This is a genomic window from Endozoicomonas sp. 8E, assembly GCF_032883915.1.
GTDB lineage: Bacteria > Pseudomonadota > Gammaproteobacteria > Pseudomonadales > Endozoicomonadaceae > Endozoicomonas_A.
Genome location: NZ_CP120717.1, coordinates 5,453,192 through 5,468,758, shown reverse-complemented (window position 1 = coordinate 5,468,758; position 15,567 = coordinate 5,453,192). Strand labels below are relative to the sequence as shown.

The window sequence follows — 15,567 nt, the reverse complement described above, 5'->3', positions numbered from 1 at the left end:
TACTAATAGGTCAGGAAGTCTTTTTCCTGAATTCACACAAATCTTCAATAATGCAGCTGCCACACTGAGGTTTTCTGGCCTTGCAAACGTAGCGACCATGAAGAATCAGCCAGTGGTGAGCGTCCAGAAGAAACTCTTTGGGAATCAGTTTGACCAGTTTTTTTTCCACTTCCAGAACATTCTTGCCCGGAGCAATTCCGGTCCGGTTGGAAACCCTGAATATATGAGTGTCTACAGCCATAGCAGGTTGCTTGAAAGCGGTGTTCAGCACAACGTTTGCAGTTTTTCTGCCCACACCGGGTAGCGCTTCGAGGGCTTCGCGGGTATCAGGGACTTCGCCGCCATGGTGTTCGAGCAGCATTCTGCAGGTCTTGATGACATTCTCGGCTTTGGCATTGAACAGGCCAATGGTTTTGATGAACTCCTTCAGACCTTCAAGGCCCAGATCCAAAATGCCCCGGGGTGTATTGGCCACCGGGAATAATTTATCCGTTGCTTTGTTAACGCCAACATCCGTTGCCTGAGCTGAAAGAATCACGGCGATCAAAAGCTCAAAGGAGGAGGAGTAATTGAGCTCTGTCGTCGGGTTAGGGTTCTGGTCCCGTAACCGGGTAAAAATTTGGGTTCTTTTTTCCTTATTCATTAGATATTTCCAGTCACTCGAACACGTTTACTGCCCAACTCTGATAACGGTTCCTGAGCCTTTCTGGCTTCTTCCTGTTTTTTGTCGATGACATTCTTGATGGCAATGAGAAAGCCCATGAACACGAAGGCCCCGGGAGGGAGAATGGCGAACAGAAACTGTTTGTAATCCTGAAAAACGACAATTGTCCAGTTTTGTGCGACAGGGCCCAGCAGCAGGTCCATGCTCGAGAACAGTGTTCCCTGACCGATCAGTTCCCGAAGTGCTCCCAGCAGAACCAGAATGGCAGCAAAGCCTGCTCCCATCATAAACCCATCAAAAGCGGCGGGAATCACGGGTTGCCTGGAGGCGTAGGCATCTGCACGACCCAAAATAATGCAGTTGGTGACAATCAGCGGAATGAAGATACCCAGAATCCTGTAAAGTTCATAGGTGTAGGCCTGCATCAAAAGCTCTATGCAGGTGGTAAAGGAGGCGATGACCATAACAAAAACGGGGAGGCGAATCGCGTCAGTCACCTGATGTCGAATCAGGGAAACAACGATGTTTGAGCCCATGACAACGAGCATGGTCGCAACTCCAAGTCCCAGAGCGTTAACCACACTGTTGGATACACCCAGCAAGGGGCAAAGACCCAGCAGTTGGACCAGGGCCGGGTTATTTTTCCAGAGTCCGTCCCAGGCAATCCTGACGGCAGATTGATCGGCAAATAATGATTTTTTCTGCAGCTCAGAATCAGTAGCAACGTCATTGGTCATTTTTTTGCACCTCTTTCTTTGCGTAAGACTGTCTCTCCTTTCAAGTCAGTCTCTCGGCTTAGAGCAGTTTCTCCGTTCATGGCTGCCTCGCCCTCTTTAAAGAGTGCTTCTCTGTGAGCGTCAAAATAGTTCAGGGTTCGATAAACGGAACCGACAACAGCCCTGGGGGTTATAGTAGCTCCGGTGAACTGATCAAACTGGCCGCCATCTTTCTTGACGCCCCAATCTTCAGGGGCGGGGTCCAGCAGCGATTTACCCTGGAACTGCAAAATCCAGTCAGACACTTTGGTGTCTATTTTATCACCGAGTCCGGGTGTTTCCTTATGTTGGGTAGCTCTAACACCAGCCAGGGTTCCGTCGGCATAAATACCCACCAGTAGATCGATTTTTCCAGCATAGCCGTCGGGGGCTATGGCGGGGAGAATAACTGCCACAGGCTTGTCATTTTTGAAAGCTACGTAGCCATACTTTTCGGTAGAGGTTGCCAGTAAATCATTGGCCGGGATGGTAATTCGGGCATCCAGAATGTTGTTGTCGTGTGTTTTATCCGGAAGAATTTCTTTCAGGGCCCTGGCTTCAAAGGCACGAACCTGAGCATGAATCTTCTTTTCTGTCAAAACAAAAGTCAGAGCTATAAGGCCAACGGTCAGAATGGCAAACAGACCCAATGTCAGACTGTTGCGGACGATGCTACCGGTCAGAGTGCCAGAAAGTGTCTTCTGCTGAGAGGTCGCCTCTGGCTCATTTTGACTTTCTTTATCTGTAGGTATTCGTGAGTCACTCATTTCGCATTCATTCACTCAGGGCTGCTTGGGCAAACCCTTGTTGGGCTTCTTATGACCGTAGGTTCTGGGCTGGGTGTAGTAATCAATCATGGGTGCAGTCATATTCATTAACAGTGTGGCAAAGGCAACACCGTCCGGATAACCGCCCCAGACCCGGATAACGTAAACAAGAATCCCGATGCCAGCGCCAAAGATCAGCCTGCCTTTGTTACTGGTAGCACTGCTGACGGGGTCGGTAATGATGAAAAAGGCGCCCAGCATGGTGCCACCACTGAATAAATGGAACAGCGGTGAGCCGTGGCTGCCAGATCCGGTTCCGCCCCAGAACAGGGTAGACATCACCAGCAGGGCTGCCAGCATTCCTATTGGTGCGTGCCAGGTGAAAACCTTTTTGTAGAGCAGGAAAAGTCCACCCGAAAGATAAGCAAGGTTGATCCAGAGCCAACCTCTGCCAGCAAAATAGTGTAAGGCTGTATTCTCTGACCAGAGTTCATTCATGGTCAGAGATGTATTCTCCCGAACAATATCCAGAGGCGTTGCCATACTGATGGCATCAACATTAACGGGTTGGCCGAACAATGGAAAAATGGTGAAAAGCGCATCACTGAAACTTTTCACTGCAGCCTGACCCTCTGCACCTGTTTCAGAGCCCAGTGGAGGTAACCACTGTGTCATTTCCTGAGGGAAAGATATCAGTAGCAGCACATAGCCTAACATGGCCGGGTTAAATGGATTGTTGCCCAACCCCCCATAGAGCTGCTTGCCAATGATAATAGCGAAAGAGGTCCCGATCAGGGTTAGCCACCATGGAGAGAGAGATGGCAGTGCCAGAGCCAGCAACACGGCAGTGACAATGGCTGAACCATCAGAAAGATAAAAGCCGATAGGGCGTTGTCGTATTTTCAGCACCAATGCTTCCGAACCCAGCGCAATGAATACGCACCAGACGAGATTGATCAGCGTTCCCCAGCCAAAAAAGACTGTCTGCATGGCCAGACCCGGCATTGCTGCCAGTAGGACCCATTTCATTACCTGCTGCGTGCTGTTCGGGCTGCGAGCATGGGGGGATGTCTGCCTTACCAGGGTCATCGTAAATTCCGACTGTTTATTAAATGAGATTTAACCTGCTGCGGTCAGAGCATTTTCAGCTTCAGCTGCTTTGGTTTGTGCTTCCATCAGTGCGGCTTCCAGGGCATGAGTATCGCCCTCGGCGTTATCCAGTGCCCTCTGGGCTTTCTTGACTGCGGCTTTGGCCATAGCGTTCTCAATTTTCAATTTCTTAAGGTTGTCGCTGGTTTCTACTTTTGCCGGGGATGACGGTCTGTCCGCTTCGGATTCGGTATCAGCAACGGATGGTCTTCCAGATTCCAGCTGTTCAAGCTTTTGACGACATTCGTCTATTTTTTCCTGAAGGGGCACTGTGTCACTGGACCCCGATTCCCGGGCTTTTGCCATTTCGCGCTCCGCCTTCTTCAAAGCCGCGTTGGCCATTGCACGCTCAACTTTCAGTTTTTTGTCATCCACTGCGGGTTTTGCAGGCTTTTCTATGTGGGCGTTAGTTAATTCTTTGGCCAGGCGGTTTGCTTTCTGGCGGCACTCTTCAACAGTTTCCCTGAGTGCTTCCGTCTCAGAGCTGCCTTCTCCGAGTGCTGTGGCCAAAGCCCTTTCCGCTTTTTTCAGGGCCGCTTTAGCCATAGCGGATTCTATTTTCAGCTTTTTGGTGACTTCTTCATCAAGGGCTTTTTCAGGTTTCGCCGACTGTTTTATAGCTGAAGGCTGCTTTATAGCTGAGGGCTGCTTTATAATAGCTGAAGGCTCTGAAACGGCTGCAGCTTCGAAATCTTTCTGCAGTTTTGCCACCTGGTTCTCCAGCATGCTGACGTCAGCACTTAGCTTGTCAACGTCGCCTTCTCCTTTCTCTTGAGCCTGAATCAGGGCTCTGCGGGTTTTCTTCAGCTGGGCGTTGGCCAGTGACAATTGGATCCTGAGCTCTTTCTGATCGGCAGACAGTGTCGCTTTTGCTGCTTTGCTGGTAGCTGAGCCAGTGGCTGCTTTTTTAGCCCTGGCCCTTTCGATGGCGGCCTGCACAGGGTCCGGGGCTGCTGATGAATCTTTATTGCCTGACGCAGCCTTCTCCGCTTTCAACCTGGCAGCGCGTTCAGCATTAGCCTTGCGCCTGGCTTCTTTTTCAGCCTGCTCTCTTTCCAGACGGGCCTGGCGATTTTCATAACGAACTTTGGAGCGCTCTGCTTTGGCATGTCTGGCTTCCTGAGTCCGAATTTCACCTTTTGAGGCGCGGTAGTATTGAACCAGTGGAATACTGCTCGGGCAAACATAGGAACAGGCGCCGCATTCGATGCAATCAAAGAGGTTATGATGCTTCAACTGCTCGTGATTTTCTGATTTCGCATGCCAGTAAAGCTGCTGAGGCAGCAAAGAGGAAGGACAGGCTTCTGCGCACATACCACAGCGAATACAGGCCTGAGCAGGCATAGCCGGAGGGAATTCTTCCCGGGTTCCGGCAATCAGGCAGTTGCTGGTTTTGGTGACAGGGACATCCTGCTCATTGAGCGTGAAACCCATCATAGGGCCACCCATAATCAATGTTTCCAGCTCCTGATCATTGATACCTGCACAGGAGAGAAGGTGTCTGGCGGGTGTGCCCAGAAGCACTTCGAGATTACCCGGGCTTGAGAGAGCTTCGCCGGTCAGGGTGGTGATTCTGGAAATCAGGGGCTTTCCATGATGGACAGCCTCATAGACGGCCACTGCCGTGCCGACGTTCTGAACAGCAATACCCAGATCAGAAGGCAGTTTGCCTGAGGGTACCTCAAGACCTGTCAGTATTTGAATCAGCTGCTTTTCACCACCGGAAGGGTATTTGGTTGGGAAGACAACCACTTTCATCCTATGGCCGTTGTCGCACTGAGCGACGGCTTTTTTGACGGCATCAATCGCTTCTGGCTTGTTGTCTTCAATGCCGATCAGGCAGCGTTCTGCATTGAGAATGTATTGCAAAATATTTGCACCGGCGACAATGCCGTCGGCACGTTCCCTCATGAGCATGTCATCAGCTGTGATATACGGCTCACATTCCGTGCCATTGAGGATCAGGGTGTTTACCGGGCTTCTTGGCGACAGCTTGACCGCCGTCGGGAAGCCGGCTCCGCCCATACCAGCAATACCTGACTGGCGGATGAGTTCAACCAGGGTGGCTGGCTCAACAGAAGTATAATCGCTGACAGGCTTTAGCTCACACCATTGATCTTTTCCATCCGGGATCAATGTAATGCACTCGTCGTGCATACCGGAGGGATGGGGAATGGCTTGAGAACTTATGGCAGCTACAGTGCCTGAGGTAGGTGCGTGAACGGGCACACTGACAAAGCCGGTCGCTTTGGCAATCATCTGTCCCTTCAACACGGTGTCGCCAACAGAAACAATGGGTTGTGCAGGAGATCCCGCATGCTGTGACAACGGGAGAATCAACTTCTCCGGCACGGGTGCCAGCCTGATTGGCGTGCGGTTGGACGGGGACTTGTTTTCTTCAGGATGAACACCACCCGTCAGAGGCCAAACTCTGACTTTGGCTTTGGACAAGTGCCCGGATTCAGTAATGTCCCTGAGAGGCAGATTCATAGGGCTTGCCCTCTCATGTCAGTAGCTATCAGGTCGGGTTCTGCTCTGGAGGGCAGGTGCCAGCTCCAGGTACGGGTGGTTGTTTCGATGGTTACCATGTCTATGCAATCAACAGGACAGGGTTCAACACAGAGATCACAGCCGGTGCACTCATCTTTCATAACCGTGTGCATCTGCCTGGCAGCGCCGAGAATCGCGTCAACCGGGCAAGCCTGTAGACATTTGGTGCAACCAATACATTCATCTTCCCGGATGTAGGCGACCATGGGTGGCTTTTCGGCGCCGTGCTCTTTGTCCAGTGGCTCTGGCTCTAAATCCAGAAGGTCAGCCAGTGCATTGATAGTGGACTGGCCACCGGGAGGGCAACGATTAATGGATTCACCGCTGACAATTGCTTCTGCGTAGGGACGACAGCCCGGAAAACCACATTGACCGCATTGGGTCTGGGGCAGCAGTTCATTCACCTGGTCGATAATAGGGTTGCCTTCCACCTTGAAGCGAACGCTGGCAAAACCCAGTATGGCGCCAAAAACAAGCGCCAGGGCAAGAAGGGCGATAATGGCGAAAATGACGATTTCCATAAACCTTGACAGCGCTCCCTTACAGTTTGATCAGGCCGGTGAAGCCCATAAAGGCCAGTGACATCAGGCCAGCACTGATCATTCCGATGGCTGCTCCCCTGAAAGGAGTTGGGACATCGGCCGCAGCAATTCGTTCCCGCAGGGTAGAGAACAAAACCAGCACCAGCGAGAAACCGGCGGCAGCACCGAAGCCATAGGTCGCAGAATCAACCAGTGAGCTGTTTAATCGATTGCTGTTCAGCAGAGCCACACCCAAAACAGCACAGTTACTGGTGATCAGAGGCAGGAACACGCCAAGCACACGGTGTAGCAGAGGGCTGACTTTTCTGACCACCATCTCCGTAAACTGAACCACTACTGCGATGACAAGAATGAAGGCAATGGTTTTGAGAAATTCCAGACCCAGGGGAATCAGTAGGTACTGATAAGTGAGATAGCTGCAGATGGAGGCCAGAGTGAGAACAAACGTGGTGGCCAGAGACATGCCCATGGCTGACTCCAGTTTGTTGGAGACACCCATAAACGGACAGAGGCCCAGAAACTGAACCAGTACGAAGTTGTTGACCAGGATGGCACTGATCATAATCAGTACCAGTTCGCTCATCTGTTCCATTTTGACTCTACCGAGAGTGTGTTCGAGGGCAGGCTGCCTATGGGGTGCCTTATCCAGATGTCAGCAGCGTCAATACCCGAATGTGGCCGCTCATTATATATGTCCAAAAAACGCAGTTAAATGCCATTTAAAGATCTAAAAGAAATAAATATAAAACGGTTCACACCACCGCCTGACCACATTTCGAGGGTGTCGCAAAACTCTCTCCGGCGTGGGAACGAGTTGATTCCCGTCATTCCCGCGAAGGCGGGAATCCACACTGACTCACCACCAGAACCATACTGCCCGGTGTCCCCCTGGCCTTGTCATCCCCGAGAAGTCAGAGATCCACCGTTGGTGCTGGATTCCCGCCTTCGCGGGAATGACGACTTCAGAGCGTGAGAACGAGCTGTTGAAGTTATGCGACACCCACATTTCATGTTGAAAGCTGCGGGATTATAGCGGGATTGGAACATTGATGCATCGTGGAAATTTCTCAAGTCATCCAGTTCGAGAGACTGTTTGGAAAGTAAATGGATTGGTTGAAAATCCAGAAATAATGGCCTAGCTTTCCGGTCAATTCGATAAAACAGGTCATTTGTTAGCGCAAGTTGACTGAAAGATGTTGAGTGTGAAGTCTGAACTGAATTTTATGCTCAAGCGTAATTCCCGTTCAGACTCCTGGAAACTATGAGAGGCTGAAGGGGCCTGCGCTTGCCAATCCTTGCTCTTCTGAGGGAGGCATAGAGTTCAGGTTAGCGTTTTTAGATGTGCGTTTGTATTAGCAAGCGCTCTGCCATTGATTGCCTGGGATAACTGTTAACTTGAAATCCATTAATAAAGGTGCTGATCATGCTGGAGTGGGGTTTAATTCAAAAGTCATTAATTAAGGCTATGTTATTTCGCGTTCTGATAATCTTTGCCTCTGCCCAATCAGAGGCTAGCGAGGATAAAGGAGTCATTATCGGTATTGATCTGGGGACCACTTACTCCTGTGTGGGTATTCGCCGAAATGGGCGAACGGAAATCATCGCCAATGATCAGGGAAACAGAATAACGCCATCCTTTATCGCATGGACACCCGAAGGTGAGCGACTTGTGGGAGATGCAGCGAAGAATCAGGCTTCCAGAAATCCGGAGCTTACGGTGTTTGATGTCAAGCGCATTATTGGTCGTGGTTATGACGACCCGCAATTGCAGGCAGATATTAAGCACTTCCCTTTTAGTGTTGTGAATGTCAGTGGTCAGCCCAAGGTGGAAATGACAACCGAGCAGGAACATTTTTCATTTACTCCGGAAGAGTTAAGTGCGATGGTCCTGAGCAAAATGAAAACAACTGCGGAAGAATATCTTGGGCAGAAGGTCACCCATGCCGTTGTCACTGTGCCTGCGTACTTCAATGACGCCCAGCGCCAAGCTACCAAGGATGCTGGCAGAATAGCAGGTTTGACTGTGGAGCGAATCATCAATGAACCGACGGCAGCGGCACTGGCTTATGGTTTGGATGCAAGGCTCAAGGGTGAAGAAAACATACTGGTATTTGACCTTGGTGGTGGCACTTTTGATGTATCAATACTGACGATTGATGCCGGTGTGTTTGAGGTACTGGCCACTGCTGGCGACACTCACCTTGGGGGGGAGGACTTTGACCAGCGACTGGTTAACCACTTCAGTAAAATTGCCAAACGTAAATACGGTCTTGATCTGACCCATAACAAACGCGCCCAGCAAAAATTACGCCGGGAGGTGGAGAAGGCCAAGCGCTCTTTGTCAGCGACCCATCAGGCCCGGATTGAAGTTGAGTCATTGGCTGATGAAAAGGACTTCAGCGAGTCACTGTCCAGAGCGAAATTCGAAGAGATCAATATTGACCTGTTCCGAAAAACACTGAAATCCGTAAAGAAGGCTCTGGAAGATGCCGGACTTGAGCGTGGGGATATCCATGAGATTATTCTGGTTGGAGGCTCCACCCGAATCCCTAAAGTTCGGGAGCTGCTAAGCAATTTCTTCGATGGCAAAGCTTTAAATCACAGTATCAACCCGGATGAGGCCGTCGCCTATGGTGCTGCTGTTCAGGGAGCGGTGCTCAGTGGCGATAAGTCAACCAGCGACATACTTCTGCTTGACGTCATCCCTCTTTCCCTGGGGATTGAGACAGTAGGCGGGGTTTTCGCAAAAGTTCTGGCCCGCAACACGGTAATCCCCACCAAAAAACACCAGATATTCAGCACTGCCAGTGATAGCCAGACCACAGTCACTATCAAGGTCTACGAGGGGGAGCGCCCCATGACTGTGGACAATCACCTGTTGGGTAAGTTTGATCTTACTGGTATTCCACCTGCTCCCAGGGGCACTCCTCAGATAGATGTGACTTTCTCTGTAGACGAGAACAGCATATTGACGGTGAAAGCCGAGGAAAAATCCAGTGGCAGCAACAATATCGTTATTAACAAAGATACTGGCCGACTGAGCGAAGAGGAAATTGAAAAAATGGTTCAGGATGCCGAGAAATTCGCGGAGCAGGATCAACAGACACAAAAAAGAGTCGAGGCCCGTAACAAGTTTGAATCACTTGTTTATTCGCAACGCGCTCAACTACAGGATGATAGTAGCGGCTGGGTAAGCAAACTCTCTACGGAAGACAAGACGCTTTTTGATAAAACCGTTCAGGAGGCAATTTCCTGGCTTGATGACAATCCTGAGGCCAGTACTGAAGAGTTAGAGGAAAAACATCAGGAGGTCAGCGACAACTTTCAGTCTATGGCTGCCCGGGCGACTGATACTTCCGAGGATAAAACTGATACTTCCGAGGATAAAGATGAGTTGTAAGTCACTAACCAGATAATTGGCAAATCCAGTGTAAACCACCGCCAATCGAGGGTGTCGCAAAACTCTGGTTCCCACGCTTTCAGGCCCTTTGGGTCCCAGCGTGGGAACGAGTTGACTCCCGTCATTCCCGGCTTCATTCTCGTCATTCCCGCGAAGGCGGGAATCCACACTGACTCACCACCAGAACCATACTGCCCGGTGCCCCCCTGGCCTTGTCATCCCCGAGAAGGCAGAGATCCACCGTTGGCGCTGGATTCCCGCCTTCGCGGGAATGACGACCTCAGAGCATGGGAACGAGTTGTTGGAGTTTTGCGACACCCTCAGAGCGTGGGAACGAGTTGTAAACCCTGTTCCCCACGCCGGGGCCCAAAGGTATGGGAAGCAGAGTTTTGCGATGGCCTCTGATTTCGAAGGGAGATTCCTGAATGTTAATCTTCCCATAAAGGGTGTTTGCCCATGATTTGCAAAAACAGCCCGGATTCAAGAAAGCGCTTCAGCCATTGATGCACTCTCCAGTAAGGCGTTGAATAGAACCAGTTTCTGTCTACATGGGCAAACTGTCGTATAAAAGGAGCAATTGCCATGTCCGCCAGAGTGACTCTATCTCCCATTAATCCGTTCTGATTGCTGAGTTTGCTGTCCAGTAGCGCTATAAACTCTTCACCCTGAGTACGGTAAAACTCCATGGGATGCTCAGGGTGTCGGTCAGCATACTTGTAGCGATCCAGCCGGGGCTTAAACTCGACATCACTTTTTCGGATCAGTGCCATGATTTCAGCTCTGTCACCAGGATTCCCGGGTAACCAGTTTTCAGGATCATTGATAGCCAGTGCCCAGAGCATGATATCCAGACTTTCATCAATGACTCTGCCTTCAGGAAGTACCAAAACAGGAACAGTGCCTTTAGGTGAGACACAGAGCATCGCCTGAGGTTTGTTTTTCAGTAATATCTCTCTGTGCTCAAGGCTAATACCTGAGTAGGTCAGGGCCAGTCTGGCACGCATAGCGTAAGGGCATCGACGAAAAGAATAAAGGATGGGTGTATTGCTATGGTTCACGGAGGTTCCCGGGCAGGTTAAGTCATCTGAAACTAATATTCAGACAGTGGACAAGGCACAAAAATAATACAGTAGTTCTTGCCAGTAATTGAAACTCTTTGCACAAGTTTTGATCTCACATAACATTTTTCATGCATTGGTATTTGCTGCAGAGCATCCGGGCAGCCCTGTAGATAATAAAAACTCATTGATGTCCAAACCAAAAGGTATTTCTGCAAGAGGTGAGTCTGAAGGTAGAGTATCGCTCAACTCTCATTGGTTACCAACTCATGCCAGGCACGATTTAAGTTCTGGCGGATGAATACTCAAAGGTTTACAGGAATTCTCCCCATGACAAAACCATTGGTAGTGATTACAGGTGCCAGTTCCGGTATTGGTGAAGCCATCGCCCGTCAATTCAGTGCCCAGGGCCATGCACTGTTACTGCTGGCAAGAAGAATTGAAAAGCTGGAAGCTCTGGGTCTGTCCAACACGCTGTGCAGAAAAGTCGATGTGACTGATCGCGAAGCTTTTTATGCCGCAGTGGATGAAGCGGAGTCCGTTTACGGTGAGACCGACTGTCTGGTCAATAATGCGGGTTTGATGTTGCTGGGTAATGCGAATGAACAAGATCCAGCCGAGTGGGATCGAATGATCCGCGTTAACGTGAATGGTGTTCTTAATGGTATTGGTGCTGTTATTGGCAAAATGAAAAAGCGCAAGGGTGGCACCATTATTAACCTGAGTTCCATTGCTGGTATCAAAGGCTTCCCTAATCATATGGCTTACTGTGGTACCAAGTTTGCGGTTCATGGCTTGTCAGAAACTCTGCGTGAAGAAGTTGCGGACGACAATGTCAGAGTGATTACCGTTGCTCCCGGTGCAGTAGAGACCGAGCTGCTGAGTCACACCACGTCCAGCGATATCAGGGAAGGTTATGAAAGTTGGAAAGACAGCATGGGTGGGGTTATTCATCCAGAGGACATCGCCAGCTGTGTGAACTTTGTTTACAGCCAGCCTCAAAATGTTTGTGTGCGTGAAATTGTGGTTTCTGCTACACGTCAGCAGCCCTAAGCCTCATAGAGTTGGAGTATTGATCTGCGCCGGCAATAAAAAAGGCCATTATCAGGATGACTATTTTGAAGCACTCCGCCGGGACGGCTCCTGCAGTCGCCACCCTGTATATAGGGCAAACCAGAACAAACTGTCCAGATGGGGCAGTGGCAGGGTGCCGCTGTTAACACCCAGGTTTGGTCCTTTGGCCCTGGATGAGCGAATAAATCCCCGGTCGGTAAAGTTCTCATTGTCCGGGTTCAAACGTTCACGGTCAAAACTCTGATTCGGATGATCCGGGTATAGCTCAACAGGAAAACGACCTGATTTGATATCCTGAACATAGCGGATTTCCGAGTCACACCAGTAACCACACTCAAGTGCAGCCCGGCGCAGCGATTCTGCCGGGAATTCCTGAGATATCCTTGCTTTCATGGTCCCGGTGCTCATTTTGTATGCACTACCAAACAGATCGGCGGCAATTGTCACCAGTTCTTCCTGCAACTGGTTCGTCTGCACGCTGTTTTTGTAATCCAGGTTGTCGGTGTCATGGCGAACTCTCAGCCAGTTGATTACCAGCCCATAAAACGCTTTCCCAAGCTCAGTAATCCGCAATTCGCCCTGTCTCTCACAATCAGTTACACAATAGAGTTTTCTCATACCAAAGCTGGAGAAGGTTTGCTCCGAAAATGAACGGATATCAGCCCAGTCTCTCATCCCCACCGGGGCCGGTGCTATGTTTGGGTAATCCTGGACATTCCATTCTCCCATAGTGCCTGGAACACACTGGCTTCCAAAAAAGGGGGTGGGGACCCAGCCTCTTTCATTAGCAGCACTATGAAATGAGCTTAATGTATCCGGTGCCTGAAAATTGTGTTGCCAGAGACGGCCCGCGTCTCTGGCAAACAGCCTGAGACCATCAAAGGATGCCTGCACTGAGAGGCCGTCCACTCTTCCAGCTTCATAAGGATAGTGGTGATACAGGTGGGTATCTTTTTCATCATCAAAGACCTGTAGCAGTGCCGAACCATCAGGCTCCAGGGCAATGGCTGCCAGGGTTTCTTCAGTTAATCGACAGGCTTTGAGCTTGTCCAGGGCATCGGTCAGACGATAAATACCCCGTGGTTTCAGCAGTGCGCTTTCGAGGCCCAGCTTTTCCTTATGGGTTCGGAAAAAATCCAGCTGTGGCTGCTCGCGGACAAAATCATGCCAGTTTTCTGTGGAGCCAGATTGTTGTTTCAGGAACTTGAAACGGCGATACCCCTGAGGTACCTCCGAAGAAGGAAAAGCCAGACTGCGACCGTAAGTTTTAATGCGCCTGCAGTTGACCAACTCTGCTTCCCAAAGCCTGGAAATTTGCGGAACCGTCTCTTTTGGGTGTTTCCTGTCAAATTCAGCAACCGCATGACGGAAACCCTGGCAATAAAACCTGTCTGGATCAGGTGCACACCTACCACCCACACCAAGGCCAATCAGATGCCATGGATAGTAATAAGGTTTCCCGTCATAAGATACATCGTAGCGCCGTTCGATAAACAGTGAGTTGCGATCATCAGCTGTTGCCGACAGGTGCCCAAGGAGTTTTTTTTGCATGTCCGCAGTGGTAAACCGGAGCACCTGCGCAGAATATTCAACCGGCAATCCGTTCTGGCGCATTAACTTTATCAGTTCCAGTGTTTGCTGCTCATTCCTTAAAGTGTCAGGGTGAAGCTCAAAATAGTTGATAATTGGCTGAAGTAACTCTCTTGCACGGGGCAGGGGTTTGTGTATTAGTTGTTCGTACAATGAATACTCAGTAGAGCGTAAGCTGACTGCTCTATAAGTGGATGGTGGCGGGGATCTGTATAGTTGAAGGAACTCGAAAAACCAGTTGATATTCAAAGGGAATTTTCCGTCTAAATGATCCTGCATACAATCAATGAGATGGCCGGAAGCGGTTAGCTTGATCAGAGCGCTGCGGCGGGCTCTGGCCAGCTGACGATCTTCCGCTCCGGACATGGCCGCCGACGCTAATTGCGCGCATTGATGATGGTACAAAAGCAACAGCGGAGTTGCGCCCTTGTTGTCCCGTTGGTTGGCCAGAGTCTCTGCGGGCAGATATTGAAACAACTTGTCATAGCGGGGGGTATAAGCATTCAGACAGCGATAGCCGCATATGCTGCGGCCAGATTTTAAGCTCGGAATTGCTGTCGCCATAAGGTGTAGAATATTACTGCCGTTAGCAAACGTCTGGTTAAGAATTGCGGCTAATGAGCCCGACAGCAACCGCTTAAACAGTTCCCACTGGCCTAATATAAAAGCACATGCCAGCATGCGCTCCCGCTCCCCCTCATCCAGCTCTTCCAGTCCTTCCAGGATCAGTTTTTCATGCCTCTGGGCATTAACTTCCAGCAAACAAAGCTGGAAAATAAAAGCCTCTGAAGCCATTACAGTGGTGATTGTCTGGTAGAAATCCTGTGACGCTTGAGGGTTGCCATGCCTGATGCCCGGCGATTTGAAAATAGCTTTTATCAGATACGGTGCCGAACCATCGGAAAGTCGTAGAAGTTGATTGATTTCCACTAGAAAATGGCAGTCTCTTGCCAGATAATTCAGAAACTCCCGGGCAGCCCACCGAAGTTGTCCCGGGCTCAGGTAGTGCTCCAATATTTCCATAAAGCCCGGATCAGCGTTAAACATCATTGTTTTGGCATGCTCGCCAAGAATGCCCTCTACTGCTTCATGATCTGTGTTATCCAAGAGTTGCTTCAACAATTGCGGTGGTATCGGTATTTTATCATTCACCGACACCTCCGGAAGTCCCAGCCCCAAATCAGCCAGCGTCTGCAGAACGGAAATATTTTCAGGGAGGGTTGGACAGCAAACAAGGTAGTTGATCAGTTTTAGCAAGGGCGGCGAATAGAATCTTTCATCGTCTGTGCGGTTGTTCTGACTCATCCTGTCAAAATCCTGTTGGGCCTTTTTCACCAGTTCTCGTAAAAGCCGGTTACCAAGTGGAATATCAATATTTCTTAATGCATTGTGAACATGGGTTACCCATTCATGACGCTGGCCAGGAGTAGAAGTGATCTGTCGTAAGTGTATAGAGCGACCAGAAGAGGTCCCGTCAGCCCCGGCTGTTTTTTTGCTCAAACCTGTAGTGAAAACAGGGGGGGAAGTATTTGTTCCCGGAACGGTCCAGCTGGACAAGTTTGAGCTGGTCGTATTGGTCGTATTGGTCGCCCATGGCAACATGATTTACTCCATCAAAAACTTGATTTGTTTGTAACGTCTTAATTATCTGACCAGCAAAGGTTGATTTGGTTCAAAACATGGAAAGTTATCTCCGGTCCGGGAGACTTCTGGATGGTCAGACACACTGGAAACCTCAAGGCTCAGGAGGGTGTCGCAAAACTCCAACAGCTCGTTCCCATGCTCTGAGGTCGTCATTCCCGCGAAGGCGGGAATCCAGCGCCAACGGTGGATCTCTGCCTTCTCGGGGATGACAAGGCCAGGGGAGCACCGGGCAGTAGGGTTCTGGTGGTGAGTCAGTGTGGATTCCCGCCTTCGCGGGAATGACGAGAATGACGGGAGTCAACTCGTTCCCACACTGGAGAGAGTTTTGCGACACCCTCTCAGAGGATTGGAGTATTGATCTGCGCCCACAATAA

Annotated in this window: 14 protein-coding genes; 4 read left to right on the top strand and 10 right to left on the bottom strand. The window is 50.1% G+C overall.

Features of this window, described 5'->3' with window-relative positions:
- Positions 1 to 10: 10 nt before the first annotated feature.
- From nth to rsxA, 7 genes are read right to left on the bottom strand one after another with little or no spacing between them, the layout of a single operon-like run.
- Entirely contained in the window at positions 11 to 643 is a 633-nt protein-coding gene (nth, locus tag P6910_RS18925) for an endonuclease III (protein WP_317142806.1), read from the bottom strand.
- Positions 643 to 1,401 carry an electron transport complex subunit E gene (locus P6910_RS18920; protein WP_317142805.1) on the bottom strand — a complete coding sequence of 253 codons (759 nt, stop codon included), beginning with the start codon at positions 1,399 to 1,401 and terminating at the stop codon, positions 643 to 645. The genes nth and P6910_RS18920 overlap by 1 nt, the downstream gene beginning before the upstream one ends.
- On the bottom strand, positions 1,398 to 2,186 hold the full coding sequence (gene rsxG / locus P6910_RS18915; RefSeq protein ID WP_317142804.1) for an electron transport complex subunit RsxG: 789 nt from the start codon (positions 2,184 to 2,186) through the stop codon (positions 1,398 to 1,400). The genes P6910_RS18920 and rsxG overlap by 4 nt, the downstream gene beginning before the upstream one ends.
- A 15-nt stretch (positions 2,187 to 2,201) precedes the next feature.
- Positions 2,202 to 3,275 carry an electron transport complex subunit RsxD gene (rsxD, locus tag P6910_RS18910; RefSeq protein ID WP_317142803.1) on the bottom strand — a complete coding sequence of 358 codons (1,074 nt, stop codon included), beginning with the start codon at positions 3,273 to 3,275 and terminating at the stop codon, positions 2,202 to 2,204.
- Positions 3,276 to 3,305: 30 nt separating this feature from the next.
- Positions 3,306 to 5,825: an electron transport complex subunit RsxC gene (rsxC, locus tag P6910_RS18905; RefSeq protein ID WP_317142802.1), complete on the bottom strand. Its 2,520-nt coding sequence runs from the start codon at positions 5,823 to 5,825 to the stop codon at positions 3,306 to 3,308.
- Entirely contained in the window at positions 5,822 to 6,406 is a 585-nt protein-coding gene (rsxB, locus tag P6910_RS18900; RefSeq protein WP_317142801.1) for an electron transport complex subunit RsxB, read from the bottom strand. Before rsxB ends, rsxC begins: the two co-directional genes overlap by 4 nt.
- Before the next feature lie 19 nt (positions 6,407 to 6,425).
- Positions 6,426 to 7,010, bottom strand: coding sequence for an electron transport complex subunit RsxA (gene rsxA / locus P6910_RS18895; protein WP_317146569.1), 585 nt, complete (start codon positions 7,008 to 7,010; stop codon positions 6,426 to 6,428).
- A 198-nt stretch (positions 7,011 to 7,208) separates the two neighbouring features.
- On the opposite strand from rsxA, the gene P6910_RS18890 reads away from it, so the two are divergent.
- The 3 genes from P6910_RS18890 to P6910_RS18880 all read left to right on the top strand — a co-directional run bounded on the left by P6910_RS18890 (position 7,209) and on the right by P6910_RS18880 (position 10,232).
- A complete protein-coding gene (locus P6910_RS18890) occupies positions 7,209 to 7,400 on the top strand; it encodes a hypothetical protein (RefSeq protein ID WP_317142800.1) in 192 nt (63 codons plus the stop codon).
- Between the two features lie 450 nt (positions 7,401 to 7,850).
- Positions 7,851 to 9,827, top strand: a complete 1,977-nt coding sequence (gene dnaK / locus P6910_RS18885) for a molecular chaperone DnaK (RefSeq protein WP_317142799.1) — start codon at positions 7,851 to 7,853, stop codon at positions 9,825 to 9,827.
- Between the two features lie 51 nt (positions 9,828 to 9,878).
- Positions 9,879 to 10,232: a hypothetical protein gene (locus tag P6910_RS18880; protein WP_317142798.1), complete on the top strand. Its 354-nt coding sequence runs from the start codon at positions 9,879 to 9,881 to the stop codon at positions 10,230 to 10,232.
- A gap of 23 nt (positions 10,233 to 10,255) precedes the next feature.
- Here the strand turns inward: P6910_RS18880 and P6910_RS18875 are convergent, their stop codons facing one another.
- Positions 10,256 to 10,885 carry a glutathione S-transferase gene (locus P6910_RS18875; RefSeq protein ID WP_317142797.1) on the bottom strand — a complete coding sequence of 210 codons (630 nt, stop codon included), beginning with the start codon at positions 10,883 to 10,885 and terminating at the stop codon, positions 10,256 to 10,258.
- Positions 10,886 to 11,215: 330 nt separating this feature from the next.
- Between P6910_RS18875 and P6910_RS18870 the strand changes: the two genes are divergently transcribed.
- Positions 11,216 to 11,938: an SDR family oxidoreductase gene (locus P6910_RS18870; protein ID WP_317142796.1), complete on the top strand. Its 723-nt coding sequence runs from the start codon at positions 11,216 to 11,218 to the stop codon at positions 11,936 to 11,938.
- A 60-nt stretch (positions 11,939 to 11,998) separates the two neighbouring features.
- Here the strand turns inward: P6910_RS18870 and P6910_RS18865 are convergent, their stop codons facing one another.
- Both P6910_RS18865 and P6910_RS18860 read right to left on the bottom strand, forming a co-directional pair.
- A complete protein-coding gene (locus P6910_RS18865) occupies positions 11,999 to 15,151 on the bottom strand; it encodes a hypothetical protein (protein ID WP_317142795.1) in 3,153 nt (1,050 codons plus the stop codon).
- Between the two features lie 133 nt (positions 15,152 to 15,284).
- Positions 15,285 to 15,527, bottom strand: coding sequence for a hypothetical protein (locus tag P6910_RS18860; protein WP_317142794.1), 243 nt, complete (start codon positions 15,525 to 15,527; stop codon positions 15,285 to 15,287).
- Positions 15,528 to 15,567: the final 40 nt, after the last annotated feature.

What these genes read in the sequence shown, in the direction of transcription:
- nth (WP_317142806.1), bottom strand. Translation starts at nt 643, where the DNA reads ATGAATAAGGAAAAAAGAACCCAAATTTTTACCCGGTTACGGGACCAG.
- P6910_RS18920 (WP_317142805.1), bottom strand. Translation starts at nt 1,401, where the DNA reads ATGACCAATGACGTTGCTACTGATTCTGAGCTGCAGAAAAAATCATTA.
- rsxG (WP_317142804.1), bottom strand. Translation starts at nt 2,186, where the DNA reads ATGAGTGACTCACGAATACCTACAGATAAAGAAAGTCAAAATGAGCCA.
- rsxD (WP_317142803.1), bottom strand. Translation starts at nt 3,275, where the DNA reads ATGACCCTGGTAAGGCAGACATCCCCCCATGCTCGCAGCCCGAACAGC.
- rsxC (WP_317142802.1), bottom strand. Translation starts at nt 5,825, where the DNA reads ATGAATCTGCCTCTCAGGGACATTACTGAATCCGGGCACTTGTCCAAA.
- rsxB (WP_317142801.1), bottom strand. Translation starts at nt 6,406, where the DNA reads ATGGAAATCGTCATTTTCGCCATTATCGCCCTTCTTGCCCTGGCGCTT.
- rsxA (WP_317146569.1), bottom strand. Translation starts at nt 7,010, where the DNA reads ATGAGCGAACTGGTACTGATTATGATCAGTGCCATCCTGGTCAACAAC.
- dnaK (WP_317142799.1), top strand. Translation starts at nt 7,851, where the DNA reads ATGCTGGAGTGGGGTTTAATTCAAAAGTCATTAATTAAGGCTATGTTA.
- P6910_RS18870 (WP_317142796.1), top strand. Translation starts at nt 11,216, where the DNA reads ATGACAAAACCATTGGTAGTGATTACAGGTGCCAGTTCCGGTATTGGT.
- P6910_RS18865 (WP_317142795.1), bottom strand. Translation starts at nt 15,151, where the DNA reads ATGTTGCCATGGGCGACCAATACGACCAATACGACCAGCTCAAACTTG.